The following is a 23,262-nucleotide window of genomic DNA, read 5'->3' on the forward strand; positions in this document are numbered from 1 at the left end:
CAGGAGGCAAGAGCCAGCGGGTCTGCGATGGCAAGAGCGGAACCGGCGCTTGACACTGCCGCGGTCCGGCGCCCGCCCTCGCGGCTGATGCGCCAGCGTGTGCGCTCGGCATGGCTGTTCCTGGCGCCGATGCTGCTGGTGCTCGCTGCCGTCGCCGGTTGGCCGCTCGCCCGCACGGTCTATTTCAGCTTCACCGACGCCTCGCTGGCCGACCTCGACACGCGCCAATGGGTCGGCTTCGCCAATTATTTCTCGGTGCTGCGCATGCCGAGCGGCCGGACCCTCTATGACGGACTGCTCGTCGACCCTGTCTGGTGGCGCGCCGTCTGGAACACGGTGCGTTTCACGGTGATTTCGGTGACCTGCGAGACGATCCTCGGCATGATCGTTGCCCTGGTTCTCAATGCCGAGTTCGCTGGCCGCGGCATCGTCAGGGCGGCAATCCTCATCCCTTGGGCCATCCCGACGATCGTCTCGGCGAAGATGTGGCAGTGGATGCTCAACGACCAGTTCGGCATCATCAATGTCGTGTTGCTCAACCTCGGCCTGATCAGCGGCAAGATCGCCTGGACGGCCAGCGCCGACACCGCGATGGCGGCCGTCCTCATCGTCGATATCTGGAAGACGACACCGTTCATGGCGCTGCTCATCCTCGCCGCGCTGCAGATGCTGCCGGGCGAGATCATCGAGGTGGCGAAGCTCGACGGCGCCAACCCGAGGCAGATTTTCTGGAGGGTGACCTTGCCGCTCATCCGCCCGGCGGTGATGGTGGCGGTGATCTTCCGCGCCCTCGATGCCCTGCGCATCTTCGACCTGATCTATGTGCTGACGCCCAACAATGTGCACACCAAATCGATGTCGGTGTTCGCCCGCGAGAACCTGTTCGAGTTCGACAAGTTCGCTTATGGCTCCGCCGCCTCGACCTTGCTCTTCCTGATCCTCGCTTTGCTCACCATTGTCACCATCCGGATCGGCCGGATAAGCCTGGACGGAGGCCGCTGACATGTGGATCCTGAAGCGCACGGCCTTTTACCTGCTGGTCGGGGGGATCGTCTTCGTCGCGGTGTTCCCGTTCTACTACGCCATTGTCACCAGCCTGAAATCAGGAACCGACCTCTTCCGGACCGATCTCTGGCCGACGACGGTCAGTCTCGCCAACTACAGGAACGTGCTGACCGAAGGCACCTTCGTGCGCAACCTGATGAATTCGCTGTTCGTCTCGGGCGCGGTCGTCGTCCTCTCGCTGTTTCTCGGCGTCACCGCCGCCTATGCGCTCGCACGCATTCGCTTTCGCGGCCGCTCGGCCCTGCTGTTCACCATCCTGTCGGTGTCGATGTTCCCGCAAGTGGCGGTGCTGGCCGGGCTGTTCGAACTGATCCGGACGTTCGGCCTCTACAATTCGCTCTTCGCGCTGATCTTTTCCTACATGATTTTCACTTTGCCATTCACCGTCTGGGTGCTCACCACCTTCGTCCGCGACCTGCCGATCGAGGTCGAGGAGGCGGCGATCCTCGACGGCGCGACGCCGTGGATCATCATAACGCGGGTCTTCCTGCCGCTGATGTGGCCGGCGCTGGTGACCACCGGGCTGCTGGCCTTCATCGGTGCGTGGAACGAGTTCCTCTTTGCCTTGACATTCACCTCCAACAACGCACAGCGGACCGTGCCGGTGGCAATCGCGCTGCTCTCCGGCAACTCGCAGTTCGAGATACCATGGGGCAACATAATGGCCGCATCGGTGATCGTCACGGTGCCGTTGGTGGTGCTGGTCCTGATCTTCCAGCGCAAGATCGTCTCCGGCCTCACCGCCGGCGGGGTCAAGGGGTGAGGACGAAGCCGATCAATCGACAACGATTTGTCGATTGAAGCGACGAACGATGAAACCCCGATCTGCCCTTCGGGCGGATTGAAACGTCCAGTGGACGTTTCAAAGGCTTTGAACGCCGGAAGGGCAGGGAGCCATAGCGGAGGCCGAGCCGATCACTCAGATGTCCGGCGCGTTGCCGATCTTCCGCTTGAGGTCCAGCGCCCAGGCGCGGCCTTCGTCGCCGCCCCACAGCAGCCAGGCGATATAGCCGGCCGACGGGTTTTGCTCGTTGCCGTAATTCCTGCCGCGCTTGTCGACCTCGTGGCGGGCGAAATAGCTGACCATGCGGCGGATGGTGGAGGGTGAGAGCTTGTGCCGGTTCTTCAGTTCGGTGGCGCGGGCCACGCCGATCTCGGTGCCGCCACGGCCGAATTCTGTGCGCAGCCTGAGGCCCTTGGCGGCATTGTCGGCCACCACTTGCGGGCAGCGCAGGTTGATCTCGTCGCCATCGTCGTCGTGCATTTGGTCCCCCCAGATCCGCCGGCTTATCCTGTGGTGAGAATGCTGGAAAGTCAGGGAGGTTCCGCTGCGAGAAAGTCGTTTGGCCGTTCGCAGAAATGTCGGAGCCGATCGCCGCCAAACGTCCTTGGGTCGCAGAGCAACCGCGCCGGGACGCCGGCGCCGCGACCGAAGGAGCCGATCATGATCACCTTTCCCAACGAATCCGCCAAATACCGCACCGCCCGCGAAAAACTGCTGCAGAAGGAAATAGGGCTGCGCCGCGCCATGGAAGAGGTTGCGGTTGCGCGCCGCGCGCTGCCGCCCGGCGGGCTGGTGCCGCAGGACTATGAGTTCGACGCGCTGGGACCGGACGGCAAGCCGGCGAAGGCAAAGCTGTCGGAGCTGTTTGCGCCGGGCAGGGATACCCTCATCCTCTACAACATGATGTTTCCCCGCCACCCGCGGGAGACGCGCGACGTGGCGACCAGCGGCGGCACGGCGAAGCTCGCACGGCCGGACCAGCCATGTCCATCCTGCACGGCGCTGCTCGACCAATTCGACAGCGCGGTCGGCCATCTCGAAGCCGCGGGCTTCAATTTCGCCGTGGTGGCGAAAACCGCGCTCGAGAACCTGGTCACGCTCGGCCGCGACCGCGGCTGGCGCAACATGCGGCTGGTGTCGTCGGCCAACAACGGCTTCAAGCGCGACTACAATGCCGAGACGGCCGACGGCGCACAGTCGCCGCTGCTGTCGGTGTTCCATCGCGACGCCGACGGCATCCGCCATTTCTGGAGTTCCGAACTGGATTTCGCGCCAACGGACCCAGGCCAGGATCCGCGTGGCGTCGGCACCTGCGAGACGCTGTGGAACCTGATGGATTTCACACCCGAGGGCCGGCCGAACTGGCACGAGCAGCTGCAATATGGCGAGGCGTGCTGTCACTAGGAGGGCTTGCCTTCAGGCGTCGCCGAGTTGGAGCACGCCTTACCCGAAGATCAGCGCTCTACAGCGCCGTAGAGCACCACGGCAGGCGCTTCATCGCTCCGCGATGAACTACAATGTCGGCACAACCCGAGGAAGCACCGATGCCCAAGATCGATCTGTCAGCCGTGCCCGTCCGCAAGGGCTCCGGCTACCCCGCGCCTTTCGATCAACCCTGCGCCGGCCGCACGCGGCGGCGGCTGGGCGATGCTGGCGGGCTCACCGATTTCGGCGTCAATTTGATGACCTTGCCGCCCGGCGGCTGGTCCAGCCAGCGCCACTGGCACAGCCGTGAGGACGAGTTCGTCACCGTGCTGGAAGGCGAACTGACGCTGGTCGAGGACGGCGGCGAGACGCTGCTCAAGGCAGGCGACTGCGCGACCTTCGCCAAAAACAGCGGCAACGGCCATCACCTGATCAACCGGTCGTCCACGACGGCGCTCTATCTGGAGGTCGGCTCGCGCAACCCCGACGATGTCATCACATGCTCCGACATCGACATGACGAGCCCGAGCGCCGACGGTCGTTTCCTGCACAAGGATGGCACGCCCTATCCAGATCAAAGCTGAGCGTGCTCAGGTCGTCCTGATCTGCTCGACCGCGGTCACCAGCAGTTCTTCCATAGCGGCGCGTATCTGAGAATCTGACTGGTCGACGCCTGCCGCATCGAAATCGGCGCGTACCTTGCGGAACACGTCGTTGTCGCCTGCCTCTTCGAAGTCCGCGTGCACCACTTCTTTCGCATAGGCGTCGGCGTCCGCACCGGATCTGCCGAGCTTTTCGGCGGCCCACAGGCCGAGCAGCTTGTTACGCCGCGCCATCGCCCTGAACTTCGTTTCCTCGTCCATCGCAAACTTCTTTTCGAAGCCTTCCTGACGGTCTCTCATGCTGCTCATGGTTTGCCTCGTTCAGATGGGAGTCCGGTCTTCAGCCTGGGAGAAGAGCGGCCAGCGGAGGCGAGAGTGGCGCGCATGGATGTCATTAGCAAGGCCGGATCGTTCATGCCGGTGATCGAGCGGGCGCCTGCGGTGCCGGTCTTTCGTCCGATGTGATTTGACGTTGCCGCGCCGTGTCCTAGTCTCGGATGCCTGCTGGATGAACCGAGGAGACGAGTGATGCAGTCACCTTTCAACGGGATTCGCAGCGTCGCGCTGGCAGCGGCCGTGATGCTAGCCGCCGGCACCGCAGCCTATGCCCATCATGGCTGGTCGTGGACGCAGGACGGGTTTTTCGAACTCAGGGGCAAGATCACGGCCATCTATATCGGCAATCCGCACGCCACGCTGGATGTCGATGCGGAGGGAGAGGCCTGGCGGGTAGAGATGGCGCCGCCGCCCCGCACGATCGCCGCCGGCTTCACCGAGGAGGTTGCCAAGGTCGGCGACGAGGTGACCGCGATCGGCAACCGTTCGCTCGACGCGACCGAAAAGCGCATGAAAGCGGTCCGTGTCATCGTCAAGGGGAAGACGTATGATGTCTATCCCGACCGTGTGCCACCGGCCTGAATGGCTGAGTTCCTCGCCGGCATCGAGCAACTCACCTTCGCGCGGTGGCTGAAGGCCTCCTTCGTCGCCTATCCCATAGTCAATGGGCTCCACATCATGTCGATCGGCGCGTTGCTGACCAGCGTCGTTCTCATGGACCTCAGGATCTGCGGCGCCTTCCGCTCGCTGCCGCACGCGGCGTTCGTTGCGCTGCTGCGCCGTACCGCATTGGGTGTGTTCGCAGGTGCGCTTGTCACAGGCTCGCTGCTCTTTTCAGTCAAGGCGAGTACATATGCGGCGATGCCGATTTTCCTCGCCAAGATGGCACTCATCCTTCTTGCCGGCGTCAACTTCCTCGCCTTCCTGCGCGTCTGCCGCGCAACAGGCGGTGACGAGCCGACAGGCGAGACCGCCGCCATCCTGGCTGTGTTCTCGATGCTGCTGTGGACCTCGGTGCTTTTCGCCGGACGGTTCATCGGTTTTCTCTAGAGCCCGTTCCATCCCGATGGAATCGGGATGGGGCTCTATGTCCTTGTTTGACCATGATCTCATCCGAAATCCGGCTCCCACTTTTCGGGATCATGGTCTGGTTAAACCGAGCATCGGCACTGGCCTTCCCAAGGCAGGCGGATAAGCTCCCTGCAAAATGCAGGAGAGGGAGGTTGCCATGAAGAAGGAAATCGTCGAAGTGCCGGTGCTGTCGGCGGCTGTGCGTGCCTTGGGCGTGCCGCTGTCGCTGGTGACCAAGGCCGCCGGGCTGGTCTTCGTGTCCGGCACGCCGCCGCTCGATATCTTGACCGGCAGACTGGTCAAGGGCGACATCGAAACGCAGACCGAGGCGTCGCTGACGGCGCTGAAACATTGCCTGGAGGCGGCCGGCACCTCGCTCGACAATGTGGTGATGGTGCGCATCTATGCCGTCAATTCCGGCTTCTACAACGCCATCAACCGCGTCTATGCCAGGCATTTTCCCGAGAATCCGCCGTCGCGGACCTTCGTGCCGGTGGCGTCATGGCCGATGGAGTTCGATATCGAGATCGAGTGTGTCGCGGTGGCGTGAGCTGAGCCGGCCTGGACCATGGCTCGGCTCTGGCGTTCGGCCGGCGGCGCGATAAGCTCCCTGTAAACAAAGGGAGGATTGCCAATGAAGAAGGAAGTCATCGAAGTGCCGGTCATGTCGGCCAAGGTGCGGGCGCTTGGCCTGCCCTGTTCGACAGCGGTGAAGGCCAACGGCTTCGTGTTCATCTCGGCGACGCCGCCGGTGGACATGGTGACCGGCGAGATGGTGCGCGGCGACATCGAAACGCAGACCGATGCCTCGCTGAAGGCGCTGAAACATTGCCTGGAGGCGGCCGGTACCTCGCTGGACAACGTGGTGATGGTGCGCATCTACGCAGTCAATTCCGGCTTCTACAACGCGCGATCAACCGGGTTTACGCCAAGTACTTCAGCGTCAACCCGCCGGCGCGCAGCTTCGTGCCGGTGGCGTCATGGCCGATGGAGTTCGATATCGAGATCGAGTGTGTGGCGGTGGCGTGAGCCAGCGCCACACATTTACGGGTTAGACAGGGGCCGGCTGTGCCCTCCCGCCGTTACAAGCCCAGAACTTAGTCGCTTGATATTCTCCCAAAAGTAGCGGGCACAAAGTTAAGCAAAATACTCTTGCAGAGGCCTGACCTCGAGGCTCCCCGCCTTCAGCGCCGCAATCGCCTCCGCCACCGCAGCCGCACCCGACAGCGTCGTGTAATACGGCACCTTCTGCATCAGGGTGGCGCGGCGCAGTGATTTCGAGTCCGAAACCGCCTTCTGGCCGTCCGTGGTGTTGAAGACGATCTGGACCTGGCGGTTGCGGATGGCGTCCTCGATGTGGGGGCGGCCTTCCAGCACCTTGTTGATCTTCTCGGCGACGACGTCGTTTTCGGCGAGGAAGCGGGCTGTACCCGAGGTTGCCATCACCTTGAAGCCGAGGCCGGCCAGGCGCTTGACGGCCGGCAATATGCCTTTCTTGTCTTCGTCGCGCACCGAGACGAACAGCGTGCCGGAGCGCGGCAGGTCGACGCCGGCGCCCAACTGGCTCTTGGCGAAGGCGAGCGCGAAGTCGCGGTCGAGGCCCATGACCTCGCCGGTCGAGCGCATTTCCGGGCCGAGCAAGATGTCGACGCCGGGGAAACGGGCAAAGGGGAACACCGCTTCCTTGACCGCGATGTGGCCGGGGTTCCTGGGGTCGGGCATGGCGCCGTAATGGGCGAAGGCGTCTTCCAGCGTCTCGCCGGCCATGATGCGGGCGGCGATCTTCGCTATCGGCCGCCCGATGGTCTTGGCGACGAACGGCACGGTACGCGACGCACGCGGATTGACCTCAAGCACATAGACCGTCCCGTCCTTGATCGCGTACTGCACGTTCATCAGGCCGCCGACATTGAGCGCGCGGGCGAGTGCCGCTGTCTGGCGTTCCAGCTCGTCGACCAACTCCGAAGGCAGCGAATGCACCGGCAGCGAGCAGGCACTGTCGCCCGAATGGATGCCGGCCTCCTCGATGTGCTCCAATATGCCGGAGACGAAGGTCGCCTTGCCGTCACACAGGCAATCGACATCGACCTCGATGGCGCCCGAGAGATAGGTGTCGAACAGCAGCGGGTTCTTGCCCAGCAGCGTGTTGATCTGGCCGGTTTTGTCGTTGGGGTATTTCTGCTTGATGTCCTCCGGCACCAGGCCCGGCACGGTGTCGAGCAGGTAGGATTGCAGCATGCCCTCGTCGTGGATGATCTGCATGGCGCGGCCGCCCAGCACATAGGACGGGCGCACCACCAGCGGGAAGCCGAGCTCGCCAGCGACGAGGCGCGCCTGCTCGACTGAGTAGGCGATGCCGTTCTTCGGCTGGGTCAGGCCGAGCTTGTGCAACAGCTTCTGGAAGCGGTCGCGGTCTTCGGCCAGATCGATCATGTCGGGCGAAGTGCCGAGGATCGGGATGCCGGCCTTCTCCAGTGCATCGGCCAGCTTCAGCGGCGTCTGGCCGCCGAACTGGACGATGACGCCGACCAGTTCGCCCGAGGCCTGCTCGGCGCGCAGGATCTCCAGCACGTCTTCCGCCGTCAGCGGCTCGAAATAGAGCCGATCCGAGGTGTCGTAGTCGGTCGACACGGTCTCCGGGTTGCAGTTGATCATGATCGCTTCGTAGCCGGCGTCGCGCAGCGCGAAGGCGGCGTGGCAGCAGCAATAGTCGAACTCGATGCCCTGGCCGATGCGGTTCGGGCCGCCGCCGAGGATGACGACTTTTTTGCGCGACGAGACCTGCGCCTCGTTGGCCAGCGCACCGGCGAACGGCACTTCATAGGTCGAGTACATGTAGGCGGTGGGCGAGGCGAACTCGGCCGCACAGGTGTCGATGCGTTTGTAGACCGGGTGAACGTCGAGCTTTTCGCGGACCTTCTGGATCACCTCGGTGTCGCTCTTGGTCAGCGAAGCGAGGCGGGCGTCAGAAAAGCCCATCGCCTTCAGCGTGCGCAGATTGACCGCGTCCTCAGGGATGCCGTGCTCGCGGATGCGGGCTTCCATGGCGACGATGCCGGCGATCTGCTCGAGGAACCACGGGTCGATCTTGCACATGGCGTGCACGTCTTCCAGCGAGGTGCCCATGCGGATCGCCTGCGCGACCATGCGGAGCCGGTCGGGAGTCGGCGTGCCCAATGCTGCGCGGATGGCGTTGCGGTCGTCGGCATGGTTGGCGGGCGCAGTCCCATGGCCAAGGCCGGGGATCTCGATCTCGTCCAATCCGGTGAGGCCGGTTTCAAGTCCACGCAAAGCCTTCTGCAAGGATTCCTGGAAAGTGCGGCCGATGGCCATGACTTCGCCGACCGACTTCATGGCGGTGGTCAGCACCGGCTCGGCGCCGGGGAATTTCTCGAAGGCAAAACGCGGGATCTTGGTGACGACGTAATCGATCGACGGCTCGAAGGACGCCGGCGTGGCGCCGCCGGTGATGTCGTTCTCCAGCTCGTCCAGCGTGTAGCCGACGGCGAGTTTGGCTGCGATCTTGGCTATGGGGAAACCGGTCGCCTTGGAGGCCAGGGCGGAGGAGCGCGAGACGCGCGGGTTCATCTCGATGACGACGAGGCGGCCATCGGCCGGGTTGACGGCGAACTGCACGTTGGAGCCGCCGGTCTCGACGCCGATCTCGCGCAGCACCGCGATCGAGGCGTTGCGCATCATCTGGTATTCTTTGTCGGTCAGCGTCAGGGCAGGGGCGACGGTGATCGAGTCGCCGGTGTGCACGCCCATCGGGTCGATGTTCTCGATCGAGCAGACGATGATGCAATTGTCCGCCTTGTCGCGGACAACCTCCATCTCATACTCCTTCCAGCCGAGCACGCTTTCCTCGATCAGCACTTCGGTGGTCGGCGAGGCGTCGAGGCCGGACTGGACGATCTCGTAGAATTCGGCGCGGTTGTAGGCGATGCCGCCGCCGGTGCCGCCCATGGTGAAGGACGGGCGGATGATGGCTGGCAGGCCGACATGGTCGAGCGCCTGGGCGGCGATCGCCATCGCATGGCTGATGTAGCGCTGCTTGCGATCGCCTTCGCCGAGGTTCCAGCGGGTTTCCAGCGCGTCGAGCGCGGCGTCGAGATCGGCCGGGGCCTCGGCCTTGACGGCGGCGCGCTCGGCCTCATGCGTCTTGCGGTCGGTGTTCTTGACGTCGGTGGCGTTGGCCAGCATCGACTTCGGCGTTTCGAGCCCGATCTTCTTCATCGCCTCGCGAAACAGCGCGCGGTCCTCGGCCTTGTCGATCGCATGCGCATCGGCGCCGATCATCTCGACATTGTAGCGGTCGAGCACGCCCATGCGGCGCAGCGACAAAGCGGTGTTGAGCGCGGTCTGGCCGCCCATGGTCGGCAGCAGCGCGTCGGGTCGCTCCTTGGCGATGATCTTGGCGACGACTTCAGGCGTGATCGGCTCGATGTAGGTGGCGTCGGCCAGTTCCGGGTCGGTCATGATGGTGGCCGGATTGGAATTGACCAGGATGACGCGGAAGCCCTCTTCCTTCAGCGCCTTGCAGGCCTGGGTGCCGGAATAATCGAACTCGCAGGCCTGGCCGATGACAATGGGGCCGGCCCCGATGATCAGGATCGACTTGATGTCGGTGCGTCTTGGCATGGCGAAGTTCCGTTCGGCGGGCGGCTTGCACAAAAAACCGGGACGGGAAGACCCGGCCGGTTGTGCTCGCGATTCTGGTATCAGGCTAGGAGGGCCTTATAGGGAAGAGTTTGCCCGATGTAACCCCGAAAATGAGGGGAGTAGGCAGTAGGCAATGGGCAGTTGGGGGAGGTTTCAGCGCCCAATGCCTATTCCCTACTGCCTGCTGCCTGAAACCTAATCCCCCAGCGCCAGCCGATCGGTGATCTCGAAGCGTTCGGAGACGCCGACACGGATCATGTTCAGGCTGCCTTCGCGGGTGAAGCGGAAGTCGCTGCGCGCGTCGGAGCCGGCGGGCTGGCCGGCGACGAAGGAGATGACGCGGGTGCCGCCGTCGGGCCAGGTGACCGTGACGTCTGCATTGTCGCTGCCCTTGTGCACGACGCTGACCTCGCAACGCGTCATCGGTTCGCCGACATAACGGGCGCACGGAATTTCATTGGCGGCATGGCCGGACGGCGGTTCCAGCCGCGCGACGGTCTGGGAGTCAGGTGGCGGGGCAGTGGATGCCCAGGCCGCGACCGGCTCTTCGATCTCGCCGGTCGTCGGGTTTTCCTGCGCAGCGAAGGCCAGGCCGTAGGCATCCTGCATGGCCGTCCGGCCGATTTCGGCGGCTGATTTCTGCGTGCGTTCTGCTCCAGCCACCGGACCGGCGCCACCCAGACGCGCCGCCAGGTCGGACGGCGGTGCGCTCGGCGCCGATGCCTGCTCGGCCTCGTTGCCGTTGCCACTGGAGGCGACCCCCGGTCCGTCGGCCGGTCTTGCCTGGCCTTCGACATAGGGGGCCGGATTGAGGGGGGTGAGGTAGCGCGCCGGCGCCCATCCGCTCAACTTCTCCTTGCCAGTGCTCTCGACCATGCACCATTTGTGGCCGTTGATGTCATTGCAGCCGAGATTGGTGACGCTGGCGCCGCCGGCCAGGCGCGCTTCGACCTTGCCGGTCGGCGATGCGGTCGTGCGGACATTGAGAAGATCGTCCGGCGCCAGGCCGGTGACGATGGAAATGACGAGATCCGGCGCCTCTTCGGCAACGGCTGGCCATTCCGCCATCAACAGCGGAACGGCAATCAGCGCATGCAGGGTTGTTCGGAGCGTGACTGTGCGCCTCATCGTTTGGCCGTGCCCTGATACTCAAAGACACCGTGCACGCTGCGGGTCGAGCCCGCCGCATGCCCGGCCGGTTTTATAGGGGACGACGCGCTGCCATGTAAGCCCGAAAATTCGACCGCCGTTTCGTCTGTGAGCCAGTTCAGCCGGCCGGCATGAACCCCGTCCTGAGCGCGTGGGCCCATTCCGGTCGGCCCGCCTGTTCGGCCTGTCTGGCCGCCGCCTCATGGTCGTAGTCGACGGCGATAGCCTCGAAACGGTCGGGCTGTTCCGCACTGCCCAGGGTGACGATGCCATAGCGCGCATGCGGCGAGCCCTGCTCGGAGACATGCGCCGACGGCGTCGAATCGTCATAGGCGGGGCAGCCGATGCTGCCGGGATTGAAGATGACGGGACCATCGGGGATGCGGATCAGCTCTGCCCGATGGCTGTGGCCGCACAGCGCGATGCGGCAGGCCGGGTCGAGCGCCTTCAGCCGCCGCCGGATCGCCGCCAGCGGCGCGCGCACCAATTGGCCATCGACGATCGCATCGAGCAGATACTTCTCGTCATGATCGGGGCGGGCGTGGAAGGCGATCACGCCGGGTGCGATCTCGAGCGTCAGCGGCTGGGCGAACAGCACCTCGAGCTGCGGCTGCGTCAGCCGTTCCTGCGCGTAGACGTCGGAAGCCCACATGGTCTCGTCGGCAGGATCACGGGCGACACGGCGGTCGTGATTGCCGCGGACTGTCGGCAGGTTAAGGGCTTGCAGCCGTTCCATCGTCTCGTGCGGCCACAGCGGACCGGAAACGCTGTCGCCGAGATTGACGGTCAGGTCGGCGCCGCAGCGCTGCCGAAGATCGTCAAGCACGGCGTCCAGCGCCAGCACATTGCCGTGGATATCGGCGAGGACGGCAATGCGCATTTTGGGTGGCTCCGTTGGTGAGGCGACGTTTCTCAAGCGAGGGCGGGGAAACAGCCTCAGGCGGGGATTTCGAGGTCGTGGCCACCGACCGCCGGCAGCGCCGGCTCAGCGCCGGCCGCGGCGATAACGCTGTCGAGCAGGCCGGGGAAGCGGGCGTCGAGGTCGGCGCGGCGGAGAGTGATCATCCGGTTGGTGCCGACCACTTCGGCGCGGGTGACGCCGGCCTCGCGCAGTTTGGCGAGGTGGTAGCTTAGATTGGTCTTCGAGCCGAGATCGAGGAATTGGCTGCAGTTCAGCGGCACGCCTTCCTTGCTTGCGAGATAGCGCACGATGGCGAGCCGGGTCGGGTCGCCGAGTACGCCGAGCACGATCGGCAGGCTGATCTGGTCGGTATTGGGGTGGGGCAAGGTCATGGCTGGAACCTAAGCACAGTTCGGGCCGATTTCAACGCATCCATCCCGCCGTGGCCCCGCACACTGGTCTCCGTTTCATGATCCGTGCCGACCGACCGTGCTGACACAGGGCTGTCAGGAGGGTTCAGCTATTTTTCCCTGGCTTCATTGACATCATGCCCTGTTATGTCCAATTGTTCAATAACTTTTGAACTAAGGACACCGCCCCATGGACAAGCGCCTCTTCTGGCTTGCGCTCGGATCGTTCACGATCTCGACCGAAGGCTTCGTCATCTCCAGTCTTCTGCCCGACATCGCGGCGGATGCCGGCATCTCCATTCCACTCGCCGGCACGCTGATCACCGCCTTCGCGCTCGCCTATGCAATCGGCACGCCGATCCTGGCGACGCTGACCGGCGAATGGGACCGGCGCCGCGTCATCCTGTGGACGCTGGTGTTCTTCGTCATCGGCAACATCGCCGCCGCCCTCAGCTCCTCCTTCGAGCTTCTGCTGATCGCGCGCATCGTCATGGCGCTGTCGTCGGGGCTGTTCGCGGCGACCGCGCAGGGAACCGCCGTGGCGCTGGTCGATGACCACCACCGGGCCCGCGCCATCGCCGTCGTCGTCGGCGGCACCACGGTGGCCGTCGCCGTCGGTGCGCCGCTCGGCGCGCTGGTGGCGGCCTTCGCCGGCTGGCGCGGCACCTTCTACGCTATTGCCGGCCTCGGCGCGCTTGCCGGCGCCATCTTGTGGTACCGGCTGCCGCGCGGCATCGTCGGCACCAGGCTGCCGCTGAAGCGCAGGCTGGCGGCAGCCATGCGTCCCGGAGTGATGCCGATCCTTCTGACGACATTGCTGGCGCTGACCGGCGCCTTCACCGTCTTTGCCTATGTCGCGCCGCTGGCCATCGAGGGCGGCGGGCTCAGCCAGATCGCGCTGCCCGGCATGCTGCTCGCCTTCGGTGTCGGCGCTGTGATCGGCAACATTGCCGGCGGCCAGGCCGCCGACCGTTTCGGCGCGACCCGCACCGTCGGCTGGTCGCTGGCGCTGAGCGCCGCCATGCTGGTCATGCTGTCGGTCATCCCGACCTTCCTGCCGCCACATATTGCCGGGCCGGCGCTGATGGCGATGATGGTGCCGTGGGGCATAGTCGGCTGGGCGTTCCCGCCGGCGCAGGCCAGCCGCATCATCAAGCTGGCGCCCGATGCCGCTCCGATCGTGCTGTCGCTCAACGGTTCGGCGCTCTATCTCGGCGTGGCGTTGGGCGCCGTGGTCGGTGGTGCCGTGCTGCGCTACGGCGCGCCGGCCGATCTCGGCCTGGTCGCCGCAGCCTTCCCGCTGATCGGGCTTGGCATCGTGCTGGCCGGCCGCTGGGCGGCGCGGCCGATCGCCATGCCTGCCGAGTAGAGTCTGTCTAGAATCGTCGGCCGGCTATTTCTTTGACGCAATTCCGGACGGAAACCGTTTCACACTTTTCCTGGAATTGCCCTAGGTGGCCGGCGGCAAATCAAAATCCAGCGCGGCGATGTCATCCAGCACCGCGCGCAGCTTTGCCGCCTGTTCCTTGCCGACCACGTCCTCGAAGCGCTGCTGGGCGACGTGCCACAGTTTCATCGCCTCATCGAGCTTGACCAGACCCCGCGGCGTCAGCCGCACGCGCTTGATGCGGCGGTCGTCGGGATCGGAAAAGGTCTCGACATAGCCGTCGCGGATCAGCGGCTTCAGCGTATGGCCGAGCGCCGACAGATCCATGATCAGCGACGCCGCAATGGCGCCCATCGCCGGCTCGTTGCCGATATGGATCTGATAGAGCAGGCCTTGCTGCGTGGCTTTCAGGCCCGAGGGCGCCATCACATCATCATAGAACTGGCCAAGCTTGCGCGCCGCGCGACGCAGCATGGCGTTGTTGCAGAGAGTCAGGCCGGGCAAGGTGTCTTTTGACATTTTTTCTCTCGGCGACGGCTGCATCACGCCCGACCGCTGCCCCTCAAATAATCCCCGTTCCGATCATTGACAAGATAGTGGCATATACCTATTTCATTAATGGTGGTATATACCACTAAATGAAATCGGATGGCTTTGCCGCAAGGCGAGGGCGGTTGCCCACGGTTGCCGGCGGCCAGATTGAAGCGCAGCAAATCGGTCGAAGAAGGAACAGGACAATGAGTGGACAGAGCAACAAGGGTACGGCGGTCGTCACCGGTGCTTCGGCAGGCATCGGCGCGGTCTATGCCGACCGGCTGGCAGGGCAGGGTTATGATCTGGTGTTGGTGGCGCGGCGCGCCGACCGCCTGGAGGAACTGGCGGAGAAGCTGCGCTATGCCTATGGCCGCAAGGTCAGCGTGATCAGCGCCGATCTCGCCGACGACAATGACATCCGCCGCGTCGAGCAGGCGATCGCCGCCGACGACAGCGTGACGCTGCTGGTCAACAATGCCGGCATAGGCGGCCAGCAGGTGGTGGCGACCGCCGATGCCGATGCGGCCGAGCGCATGATCAAGGTCAATGTCATTGCCTTGACGCGGCTGACCCGTGCCGTGCTGCCGGGGCTGGTGGCGCGCAACCGTGGCGCCATCGTCAACATCGCCTCGGTGCTTGCCTTCGACACTTCGTTCGGCGGCATCTACAGCGGCACCAAGGCCTATGTCGTCAACTTCACCGAAGCCCTGCAGCGCGAAGTCGCTGATACCGGGGTGAAGGTGCAGGTCGTGCTGCCGGGCGCGACCCGGACCGATTTCTGGGAGCTCGCCGGCAGCGATATCGACACCCTTCCGCAGGAGATCGTCATGACGGCCGACGATCTGGTCGATGCCGCACTTGTCGGCCTGGCCAAGGGCGAAGCCGTCACCGTGCCGGGGCTTGCCGACGCCGCCAAGCTGGACACTTTCCTCGGTGCGCGGCAAGCCTTCTTCGGCAGCCTGCATGCCGACAAGCCGGCGACCCGCTACGCGGCTTGATGAGAGCGTGGCGGTTGGCTCTAGGCCGACCGCCACATCGGAATGATCGAGGCGGCGAGCACCAGCGCCAGCACGATGTTGAGCGCGCGCCATTGCCACTCGGTCTTGAGCAGCCGGGCAAGCAGCATACCGGCCACGCACCACAGCGACAGCGAGGCAGCCGCCGCCAGGCCAAAGGTGGCGCCGAGCAGCAGTGCGAGTTGCATCGGGCCGGTGGCCAAGGCCGCGAAAGAGGCCGCGGCGCCCAGCCCCATGGCCCAGCCCTTTGGGTTCATCCATTGAATGCCGGCGCCGCCGAGGAAGCTGTTCGGTCTGGCCATGGTCACATCCAGGTTGGGCGGTCCGCTGCGGCCGATCTTCATCGCCAGCCAGACGAGATAGAGCGAGCCGATGACCTTCATCGCCAGTTGCAGCGAGGGCACCGCAAGCAGCAGGCCGGCGAGCCCGGCGGCGGCAGCGCCGGTCACGGTGGCGAGGCCAGCGGCGCTGCCGACCAGCAAAGGCACGGAGCGGCGAAAGCCGAACAGCGCGCCGGACGCCGTCGACAGGGTCGTGGCGATGCCGGGCGTGGTGGTGGCGACGATTGCAAACAGGATGAGGGGGATGATGGGCTCGAGCATGCGGCTATCCTAGCCACGCGCCGACTTCAGTAAATGCAATGTTTGCCATAGTTTGCATTAGCAAGTATAATGCAACCATGATCCGAAATCTCGACATGGCGCTGATCCGCACGTTCGTCACCGTCGCCGACAAGGCCAGCATGACGGCGGCAGCCAATGCCCTGCATCTGACGCAAGGTGCGGTCAGCCAGCAGGTCAAGCGGCTGGAGGAGGCGCTCGGCTCGAGCCTGTTCGAGCGCGACCGGCGCGGCCTGCGGCTGACGCGCGCCGGCGAGCGGCTGTTCGGCAAGGGCAAGCGGCTGCTTGGCCTCAATGACGAGATCTGGACCGAAATGGCGGGCACCCCGGTGGCCGGCCAGGTGCGGCTCGGCGTGCCCTACGACCTTGTCGGCACCTTGCTGGCGCCGGTGCTGAAGACCTACGCCGAGACCTATCCGCAGGTCGAGATATCGCTGGTCTGCGCCTCGTCGCCGGAATTGGCAGCTGCCCTTGCAGGTGGAACCATCGACCTTGCGGTGATCGAGGAACGGGTCGGCCCGACGGCGGGCGAGTGCCTTGCTATCGACCGGCTGGTCTGGGTCGGCGCGAAAGGCGGCGTCGCCCTCGCCAAGCGGCCGCTGCCGGTCTCGATCGTCGCCGACACCTGCGCCTTCCGGCCAGCAGTGCTGTCGGCGCTGAGCGAGCATGGGCTGGAATGGCGCACCGTGTTCGAGAACGGCAACATCGACGCGACGACAGCGACGGTGCGCTCGGATCTTGCCGTCACCACCTGGCTAGCGTCGACAGTGCCGCCCGATCTCGACATAGTGCCCCTGGATTCCGGACTGCCGCCGCTGCCGAATTTTGCCATCAACCTGCACCTGCCCATGCACGGCGTCGGGCCTGCGGCGCAGGAGTTCGCGCGCCATATCCGCGATGGGCTGGCGCGGCGGCCGCAGGCGGCTTGAGGATAGAACTGGGGTTCTGCTATTTCCAGTTCTTGCGCCGTTCGATCTCTGCCTCGGATGGCTTCTCCGGCGCAAACGACCCAACCTTGATCTCGCCGCCGCGCTCGTAGGTCGCCATGATGACACCGGTGCTCGAAGCCTGCGAGCGGGTCAGCTTGAGGGCGGAAGGCAGCGTGCCGTTGCCGAACAGCCGCTTGCCCTTGCCCAGAACCAGCGGGAAGATCAGCAGGCTGACCTCGTCGATCAGATCATTGGCCAGCAAGGTCTGGATCAGGTCGCTCGACCCCTGGATGAGCAGGTCGGGGCCGTCTTGCTGCTTGAGTTGGCGCAGTGTCGTCACGACATCGTCGCCCAGCGACTGGCTGTTGTTCCAGGTCAGCGTGTCGTGCCGGTGCGTCGCCACATATTTGGTGACGGCGTTGAAGCTTTCGGCGATCGGGTCGTTGTCCCGATACGGCCAGTGCGCGGCGAAGATGTCGTAGGTCTTGCGGCCGAGCAGCAGGTCGAAGGGCTTGCCGAAGGTCTCACCCATGAAGGCGCCCATGGCATCGTCCCAGTAGTGGAATGTCCAGCCGCCGAACTTGAAGCCGCCGACCGGATCCTCTTCCGGACCGCCGGGCGCCTGCATGACCCCGTCGAGGCTGACGAATGTCGCGGCGATGATCTTTCTCATTGTCCATGCTCCCGTTTCTTTCAATCCACGCCGTCGCGGCCGGACTTCAGCCCAAGGACGGGTGACCCGCAGTCCGTCCGACATCGCTTGCAAAATTTTGGCAAGCCCACGCTCGATGCGTCAACCGCGAGGCCTGGCATCGAGGCTGCGCGATGAGAACCAGACCTCGCCGAAGATGGCGGTGGCGGTGCGGTCCGGTGCCTTGTCGGATGTCAGCCAGATCGACCGGCTGCGCGCGGCCTGCTCGCGCGTCGGGATCTTCGCCGCATGGTCTGCAACCGAGGCGCCGACACATGGAATGAACCACGAGCGCATGAAGGGATCGCAGGCAAAGCCTCTTTCGGTCCGGGTCACGATCACCGCCAGCGGGACGCGCTCGGCCGGGCGCCACGGGAAGATCATGCGGCCGCCTGGCCGCAGCGCCTTCAGCCATCCCGCCGGCGGCGCGGCGACGCCGGCATTGACATAAATGATGTCGGACGGCGGCAGGGGCGTCGTCACGGCATCGCCGTGGACGACGGTTGCATTGCCATAGGCTTCGAGATTTTGTCGCGCGAGCACGGCCAGGTGCTTGTCCAGTTCGAAAGCGGTGACGGTACCGCCGGGCGAAACCAGCCTGGCCAGCACCGCGGTGTAGTAGCCGGTGCCGCCGCCGATGTGGCAAACGGCCTCGCCAGGTTTCGGCGCAAGCTTCCCGATCCACATGGCGTGCAGGAACGGTTCGCCATTGTTGATGCCCTTGGCGTCGTCGAGCGCCACCAGCACGTTCTGGTAGACGTGGGCCGGATCGGCACTCGGCGTTGTTATCCTGCCGTTGCCGGCGATGACCGTCCACGGCCCGGGGCCGAGGAACGCTTCGCGCGGCACCTCGGCGAACGCCGCCTCCAGGCGCGGATCAGGCGAGCCGGAATTGGCGGCCATCAGCCGCGCGTAGAACTTCCTGATGTCTTCGATCCCGGTCACGCGGGACAAGATAGTGCGGATTGCCGATTTGTCGCGGGACTATCTCTGGCCGGGGCAGTCGATTTTCGGGACTCAGCCGATCCCGAACATGGTATCGTAGAGCAGCTTGAAGTTAAGCACCAGGATGACCGCGGCGACCACCCAGGCCAGTACGGCGACGCCGCGCGGAATGGCGAGGTTGCCCATCTTCTTCTTGTCGGAGACGAACTGCACCAGCGGGACGACCGCGAAGGGCAACTGCATCGACAGGATGACCTGACTGAACACCAGCAACTGACCGGTGCCTTTTTCGCCATAGAGCGCGGTGACGATCACCACCGGGATGATGGCGAGGCCGCGTGTCAGAAGCCGGCGTGCCCAGTTGGGGATGCGCAGGCGCAGAAAACCTTCCATGACGATCTGGCCGGCAAGCGTCGCCGTCACGGTCGAGTTGAGGCCCGAGGCGAGCAGCGCCACCGCAAACAGGATCGAGGCAATGCTGAGACCCAGCAGCGGCGACAGCAGCTCGAAGGCCTGGCCGATCTCGGCGACGTCCTGATGGCCGGTGTCGTGAAAGGCGACCGCCGACACAATCAGGATCGAGGCGTTGACGAACAAGGCCAGCATCAGGGCGATGGTCGAGTCCGTCGTTGCCCATTTGATGGCGTCGCGCTTGCCCTTGTCGGTGCGTTCATAGGCGCGGGTCTGCACGATCGAGGAGTGCAGATAGAGATTGTGCGGCATGACGGTGGCGCCGATGATACCGATGGCGATGTAGAGCATCGCCGGGTTGGTGATGATCTCGGATGACGGCACGAACATGGCATGCAGGATCGAGCCGGCCGGCGGGGCGGCGACGAAGATCTGGATGGCAAAGCAGCTGAAAATGATGATCAAAAGCGCTATGACGAAGGCCTCGAGGTAGCGAAAACCCTTGTTCATCAAGAGAAGCACCAGGAAGGCGTCGAGTGCAGTGAGCATGGCGCCGCCGATCAGCGGAATGCCGAACAGAAGCTGCAGCGCGATCGCCGTGCCGATGACTTCGGCCAGGTCGCAAGCAATGATGGCCAGCTCGCAGGCGATCCACAGCATGAAATTGACGGGGCGGGGATAGTAGGCGCGACAGGCCTGGGCGAGGTCGCGGCCGGTGGCGATGCCGAGGCGGGCGGCGAGCGCCTGCAGAAGGATCGCCATCAGGTTGGACAGCATGATGATGAACAGCAGCGTGTAGCCGAACTGCGCGCCACCAGCGAGGTCGGTCGCCCAGTTGCCCGGGTCCATATAGCCGACGGAGACCATGTAGCCGGGGCCCATGAAGGCGAACAGCCGGCGGAACCAGACGCCCGAACTCGGCACGCTGATGGAGGAATTGACCTCGCGCAGGCTGGGCTGATCGTCGTCCTCGGGCCTGGCGAACCGCCACGTGGATCGGGAGGCTGTGGCTTCGACTTCAGACATAAGGGGGGCTTTCCGCGAGACGTGCTGATGTTGTCTTAACGTATGCTATGGCTCAACATTATGCAATATGCTATATTTCATTGTCGGTGCTTTTTATTCGAGCTCCTGGTGATGGCACAACAGGAGCAACCGCAGACGCCGGTTGCACCTGCGGGGAAATGCAAATAAACGGCCTGAAGAATCAGAGCCCGTGCTATGAATGCATGGACGGCAAAAGTCTCAGGAGGAGCGCGCATTGGCGCTGAAGAACAGACCGGTCCCGCGCGAGAAGCCGCTGCCTGACGCCGACGTCCATTCGGAAGGGTTCCGGCAGACGCGCGAAGCGCGCCGCAGCGCGCTGGTCGAGGACTATGTCGAGCTGATCGCCGACCTGATCGAGGACGGCAATGAGGCCCGCCAGGTCGATATCGCCGCACGGCTCGGCGTCGCCCAGCCGACGGTGGCCAAGATGCTGACCAGGCTGTGCGCCGATGGGCTGGTGTCGAGAAAGCCCTATCGCGGCGTGTTCCTGACCGATGCAGGCCGCAAGGTCGCGGTGGAGAGCCGCATCCGCCACCAGACGGTGGAAGCCTTTTTGCGTTCGCTTGGCGTCAGTGCCGAGACCGCGCGCATCGATGCGGAGGGCATCGAGCACCATGTCAGCGCCGAGACGCTGGAAGCGTTCCGCAAGGCGATGACGGCGGCACGCTGAGCCACGTCAGCTCCCGACCAGCGAGGACCCGCCGGAACCGCCTGATCTTATGCACGTTGCTCCTGACACCGCGCGATTGTCGCGCGCCAAAGGAGGAAGCGATGGGCGTTGAACAGGCACCGACCGCAAAGGGCAAGCAGGCGGCCAAGGGATTGAAACAGGCGGCGGCGAAGGACGAGCGCAAAACCGAGGCCGAGACCGGTCACCCGCTGAAGAAGGGCGCCGCGCGGTTCGAGGAGCGCTCGAAAAGTTCCGATGGCAAGAGCGCCGGCACCAAGCAGAAATAAATAACGGCACCTGTTATGCTGACGTTGTCAGACCGATGTGAGCGGTTGTAGGCGAACGCCGCCTGTTAGGATGTGGCTCACTCCTTGACATCTTGGACCCAGCTGCGCGGGTGGCCGTCAACGCGGAACTGGAAGATGAAATAGGGCGGGATGCATGTGCCTGTGCCAGGCTTGGCCTGGGGCAGATCGTCATAGCCTGCGGTGCAGATATAGTCCTCGCGGCAGGGGTGCGCCTTGTCGCAGGCGCGCAGACCGGCGGTCTTGGTGAATTCCTTGGTGCAGAATTTGTGGTCCTTGCCCGACGCGATGCAGTCGTTGAAACCGGTCTTGGCCAACCGGCCGCACGTCGCCTCGTCGGGAAGCTTGTCGCAGCTCGCCTTGCGCAGCATGCCGCCGGGAAAGCCGCCGGTCTTCTGTTCGGGATTGTCATAGCGCTGGCGCGCGGCGCCATAGCCGGCGAGCTTGACCAGCGGCTTCTTGTCCCGCGCCGGATCGATGGCGCATGCCTTGGCGGTGGCCGGCGACAGGCGGCAATACTGGTCGCTGCCCCATGTCGACATTCTTATCTCGCCGAACTCGACGGGATCGCCGACTGCCGTGCCGGCCTCGCTGACGCAGGTGCCGAAACCCGGATGGATGGCGCTTTCGTGGACGCCGGCGCAGCGCAGGCCTTCGCCGCAGCTCCAGTCCTTGAAGCTTGGATCCTCGCCTCGATAGCAGATCGAGCCCCAGCCATTGTAGAGGTCGGTGCCTTTCAGCGTCTCGGCATATTTCTGGTCCGGACGGGCGGCGAAGCCGCGCGTGAAATCCGGATGGCCACCTGCGGCGAACTGCTCGACGATGGCGCGGCGGCGCGGCAGGTCGGCGAAGAACACGGCCGAGCCCGGCACGAAGACGGCATTGCGGCGCGGCTCGCTGGCCGGGTCGGCGCCGGTGTAGTGGAAGCCGGCAATGCCATGCGTCTGGTGGCAGCCGGTGCAGGTCATCTCGTTGAGCCGCAGTTCGAAGCCGGCCACCGACTTGATGGTGGCTAGCGTGTTGCCCCTGGCGACATAGTCTCTCAGCGCTTGGTCGATATCGGCGTCTTCGACCAGCCCGTAGGCGATGTTGTTCTGCGACCGGCTCAGCCCGCCGGGCGCGACGGAGACGGCGCTTTTGGCCAGGAATTTTTCGTCGATGACCAGCCGGCCATGGTCGAGGTCGTAGATGTTGCGGTCGGTGAGCAGCCATTTGGCGAAGGCCGGCTTGTCGGCCAGAACCGTCGCCCGGTCGATCTGGTTCTCCATCTTTGATTCGTAGAAGCTCGAGGCGGCTGGATCCCATTTGAAGATCTTCAGCAGATACTCGGCATGGCCGCCGAAATCGCGCCGCGTCGAGGCCGATAGCCTGAGCACTTGCATGTTGAGTTCGAGCCGCATGATCTGCGACGAATTCAGCATGGCGCCGGAGAGTGGGCCTTCGTCGGAGCGCAGCCAGGCAGCGAGCTGATCCGGCGCAAGGTCCTTCCGCCCGGCGGCAAGCCAGCGCCTGGCGACGTCGGCACAGGACGCGTCCGTCGCGCTCGGCAGGTCCTTTGAAGCGCGGGCCTGCGCTCGCGTCGGCTTGGCGTTGAACACCAGGCTCATGGTCAGCGGCAGGCGCGAGGAAATGCGCTGGCTGACCTTTCCCTTCACCGGCTTTTCCGCGACCGAATAGTGGAAGCGGTAGATCAGCCGGACCTCGCCGCATTCGGTATGACCGAGATAGCCCCGGTCCATGCGGTTGACGACGCCGGTCAGGTCGAGCGTCGAGCCGTCGTCATCGATGTATTTCGGATTGAATTTCTGACTGGTGTCCGTCGACTTCGCCATGGCCGCGACATAGGGGTCGGGGCTGGTCTTCGGCTCGTCGGCGATCTGCTGCTTTACGGTGTCGCGCACCGTCGCCAGCGCCGGCACCGAAAACAGGCCGCGATTGTCGACGTCGCGGGTGAGGCCGAGTGCCGGGCCTAGCAGGCGGCTGATCGACAGGCCGCCACGCTCCAGCGCCTGCAAGGTGGCGGGATCGGTGACGGCAACGCCGGAATCGAGCGTCACCGCGCCGGCACTTGTGAGACCAAGGCAGAGCAGTGCCGCGAGCAGCGACAGGAATTCACCGATGGTCTTCAAGCCTCGCGTACCCCTCCGTTTGCGGCGATGCTACAGGCCTTCCCTGGTCTCGGCCAGAGTGGCGAGGCCGCCATATCAGCCTCGAAAAATGCTGTGACTTGGTGCAACCATTGGGATAATTGTTTGTTGGGTTGAACCGGCCTTGCCGGAACAACGGGGAAGTTTGCAGCACG

The 23,262-nt window shown here is 64.6% G+C and carries 24 protein-coding genes and 1 pseudogene; 13 read left to right on the forward strand and 12 right to left on the reverse strand.

Going from position 1 to position 23,262, the window contains the following annotated elements; genetic code table 11:
• Positions 1-27: 27 nt before the first annotated feature.
• Positions 28-1,002, forward strand: a complete 975-nt coding sequence (locus tag AC1D10_RS08120; protein WP_477270409.1) for a carbohydrate ABC transporter permease — start codon at positions 28-30, stop codon at positions 1,000-1,002.
• A gap of 1 nt (position 1,003) precedes the next feature.
• Complete coding sequence (locus tag AC1D10_RS08125; RefSeq protein ID WP_477270411.1) at positions 1,004-1,828, forward strand: carbohydrate ABC transporter permease; 825 nt, start codon at positions 1,004-1,006, stop codon at positions 1,826-1,828.
• A gap of 156 nt (positions 1,829-1,984) precedes the next feature.
• Here AC1D10_RS08125 and AC1D10_RS08130 read toward each other — a convergent pair whose 3' ends face one another.
• Entirely contained in the window at positions 1,985-2,329 is a 345-nt protein-coding gene (locus AC1D10_RS08130) for a hypothetical protein (protein ID WP_477270413.1), read from the reverse strand.
• Positions 2,330-2,509: 180 nt separating this feature from the next.
• Between AC1D10_RS08130 and AC1D10_RS08135 the strand changes: the two genes are divergently transcribed.
• Both AC1D10_RS08135 and AC1D10_RS08140 read left to right on the forward strand, forming a co-directional pair.
• The gene (locus AC1D10_RS08135) at positions 2,510-3,253 is read left to right on the forward strand and encodes a DUF899 family protein (RefSeq protein ID WP_477270415.1); all 744 of its coding nucleotides are present in this window, start codon (positions 2,510-2,512) and stop codon (positions 3,251-3,253) included.
• Between the two features lie 140 nt (positions 3,254-3,393).
• Entirely contained in the window at positions 3,394-3,858 is a 465-nt protein-coding gene (locus AC1D10_RS08140; RefSeq protein WP_477270417.1) for a cupin domain-containing protein, read from the forward strand.
• A gap of 6 nt (positions 3,859-3,864) precedes the next feature.
• On the opposite strand, the gene AC1D10_RS08145 is transcribed toward AC1D10_RS08140, so the two are convergent.
• Positions 3,865-4,185 (reverse strand): DUF1476 domain-containing protein, encoded by a 321-nt coding sequence (locus tag AC1D10_RS08145; protein WP_477270419.1) that lies wholly within the window; start codon positions 4,183-4,185, stop codon positions 3,865-3,867.
• A 219-nt stretch (positions 4,186-4,404) separates the two neighbouring features.
• Here AC1D10_RS08145 and AC1D10_RS08150 point away from each other — a divergent pair, with 219 nt between their 5' ends.
• The 4 genes and pseudogenes from AC1D10_RS08150 (at position 4,405) to AC1D10_RS08165 (ending at position 6,312) form a co-directional block, all read left to right on the forward strand.
• Positions 4,405-4,794, forward strand: coding sequence for a DUF6152 family protein (locus tag AC1D10_RS08150; RefSeq protein WP_477270421.1), 390 nt, complete (start codon positions 4,405-4,407; stop codon positions 4,792-4,794).
• On the forward strand, positions 4,795-5,262 hold the full coding sequence (locus tag AC1D10_RS08155; RefSeq protein ID WP_477270423.1) for a DUF6644 family protein: 468 nt from the start codon (positions 4,795-4,797) through the stop codon (positions 5,260-5,262). It abuts the gene before it with no gap.
• Between the two features lie 178 nt (positions 5,263-5,440).
• Positions 5,441-5,833: a RidA family protein gene (locus AC1D10_RS08160; protein ID WP_477270425.1), complete on the forward strand. Its 393-nt coding sequence runs from the start codon at positions 5,441-5,443 to the stop codon at positions 5,831-5,833.
• An 84-nt stretch (positions 5,834-5,917) separates the two neighbouring features.
• A pseudogene (locus AC1D10_RS08165) lies at positions 5,918-6,312 on the forward strand (RidA family protein).
• 108 nt (positions 6,313-6,420) lie between these two features.
• Here AC1D10_RS08165 and carB read toward each other — a convergent pair.
• From carB to AC1D10_RS08185, 4 genes are all read right to left on the reverse strand, one after another.
• Complete coding sequence (gene carB / locus AC1D10_RS08170; RefSeq protein WP_477270426.1) at positions 6,421-9,924, reverse strand: carbamoyl-phosphate synthase large subunit; 3,504 nt, start codon at positions 9,922-9,924, stop codon at positions 6,421-6,423.
• Between the two features lie 216 nt (positions 9,925-10,140).
• Positions 10,141-11,073 carry an SH3 domain-containing protein gene (locus AC1D10_RS08175; protein WP_477270428.1) on the reverse strand — a complete coding sequence of 311 codons (933 nt, stop codon included), beginning with the start codon at positions 11,071-11,073 and terminating at the stop codon, positions 10,141-10,143.
• Positions 11,074-11,212: 139 nt separating this feature from the next.
• The gene (locus AC1D10_RS08180) at positions 11,213-11,974 is read right to left on the reverse strand and encodes a metallophosphoesterase family protein (RefSeq protein ID WP_477270430.1); all 762 of its coding nucleotides are present in this window, start codon (positions 11,972-11,974) and stop codon (positions 11,213-11,215) included.
• Between the two features lie 56 nt (positions 11,975-12,030).
• The gene (locus tag AC1D10_RS08185; protein WP_379100639.1) at positions 12,031-12,387 is read right to left on the reverse strand and encodes an ArsR/SmtB family transcription factor; all 357 of its coding nucleotides are present in this window, start codon (positions 12,385-12,387) and stop codon (positions 12,031-12,033) included.
• A 208-nt stretch (positions 12,388-12,595) separates the two neighbouring features.
• On the opposite strand from AC1D10_RS08185, the gene AC1D10_RS08190 reads away from it, so the two are divergent.
• Positions 12,596-13,774, forward strand: a complete 1,179-nt coding sequence (locus AC1D10_RS08190) for an MFS transporter (RefSeq protein ID WP_477270433.1) — start codon at positions 12,596-12,598, stop codon at positions 13,772-13,774.
• A gap of 81 nt (positions 13,775-13,855) precedes the next feature.
• On the opposite strand, the gene AC1D10_RS08195 is transcribed toward AC1D10_RS08190, so the two are convergent.
• On the reverse strand, positions 13,856-14,311 hold the full coding sequence (locus AC1D10_RS08195; protein WP_477270435.1) for a MarR family winged helix-turn-helix transcriptional regulator: 456 nt from the start codon (positions 14,309-14,311) through the stop codon (positions 13,856-13,858).
• Positions 14,312-14,529: 218 nt separating this feature from the next.
• Between AC1D10_RS08195 and AC1D10_RS08200 the strand changes: the two genes are divergently transcribed.
• The gene (locus AC1D10_RS08200; RefSeq protein ID WP_477270437.1) at positions 14,530-15,324 is read left to right on the forward strand and encodes an SDR family NAD(P)-dependent oxidoreductase; all 795 of its coding nucleotides are present in this window, start codon (positions 14,530-14,532) and stop codon (positions 15,322-15,324) included.
• 20 nt (positions 15,325-15,344) lie between these two features.
• On the opposite strand, the gene AC1D10_RS08205 is transcribed toward AC1D10_RS08200, so the two are convergent.
• Positions 15,345-15,944, reverse strand: coding sequence for a LysE family translocator (locus AC1D10_RS08205; protein WP_477270439.1), 600 nt, complete (start codon positions 15,942-15,944; stop codon positions 15,345-15,347).
• A 77-nt stretch (positions 15,945-16,021) separates the two neighbouring features.
• Here AC1D10_RS08205 and AC1D10_RS08210 point away from each other — a divergent pair, with 77 nt between their 5' ends.
• Positions 16,022-16,891: a LysR family transcriptional regulator gene (locus tag AC1D10_RS08210; RefSeq protein ID WP_477270441.1), complete on the forward strand. Its 870-nt coding sequence runs from the start codon at positions 16,022-16,024 to the stop codon at positions 16,889-16,891.
• A 19-nt stretch (positions 16,892-16,910) separates the two neighbouring features.
• On the opposite strand, the gene AC1D10_RS08215 is transcribed toward AC1D10_RS08210, so the two are convergent.
• From AC1D10_RS08215 to AC1D10_RS08225, 3 genes are all read right to left on the reverse strand, one after another.
• Positions 16,911-17,564, reverse strand: a complete 654-nt coding sequence (locus tag AC1D10_RS08215) for a dihydrofolate reductase family protein (RefSeq protein WP_477270443.1) — start codon at positions 17,562-17,564, stop codon at positions 16,911-16,913.
• A gap of 120 nt (positions 17,565-17,684) precedes the next feature.
• A complete protein-coding gene (locus AC1D10_RS08220; RefSeq protein WP_477270951.1) occupies positions 17,685-18,527 on the reverse strand; it encodes a protein-L-isoaspartate O-methyltransferase family protein in 843 nt (280 codons plus the stop codon).
• Between the two features lie 72 nt (positions 18,528-18,599).
• Entirely contained in the window at positions 18,600-19,964 is a 1,365-nt protein-coding gene (locus AC1D10_RS08225) for an Nramp family divalent metal transporter (RefSeq protein WP_477270445.1), read from the reverse strand.
• A 235-nt stretch (positions 19,965-20,199) separates the two neighbouring features.
• Between AC1D10_RS08225 and mntR the strand changes: the two genes are divergently transcribed.
• Both mntR and AC1D10_RS08235 read left to right on the forward strand, forming a co-directional pair.
• Positions 20,200-20,655, forward strand: a complete 456-nt coding sequence (gene mntR, locus AC1D10_RS08230; protein WP_379100619.1) for a manganese-binding transcriptional regulator MntR — start codon at positions 20,200-20,202, stop codon at positions 20,653-20,655.
• Positions 20,656-20,756: 101 nt separating this feature from the next.
• Entirely contained in the window at positions 20,757-20,942 is a 186-nt protein-coding gene (locus AC1D10_RS08235; RefSeq protein ID WP_477270448.1) for a hypothetical protein, read from the forward strand.
• Positions 20,943-21,019: 77 nt separating this feature from the next.
• Here the strand turns inward: AC1D10_RS08235 and AC1D10_RS08240 are convergent, their stop codons facing one another.
• The gene (locus AC1D10_RS08240) at positions 21,020-23,089 is read right to left on the reverse strand and encodes a hypothetical protein (RefSeq protein ID WP_477270450.1); all 2,070 of its coding nucleotides are present in this window, start codon (positions 23,087-23,089) and stop codon (positions 21,020-21,022) included.
• Positions 23,090-23,262 lie beyond the last annotated feature (173 nt).

It is taken from the genome of Mesorhizobium sp. P2_A8 (genome assembly GCF_056404935.1).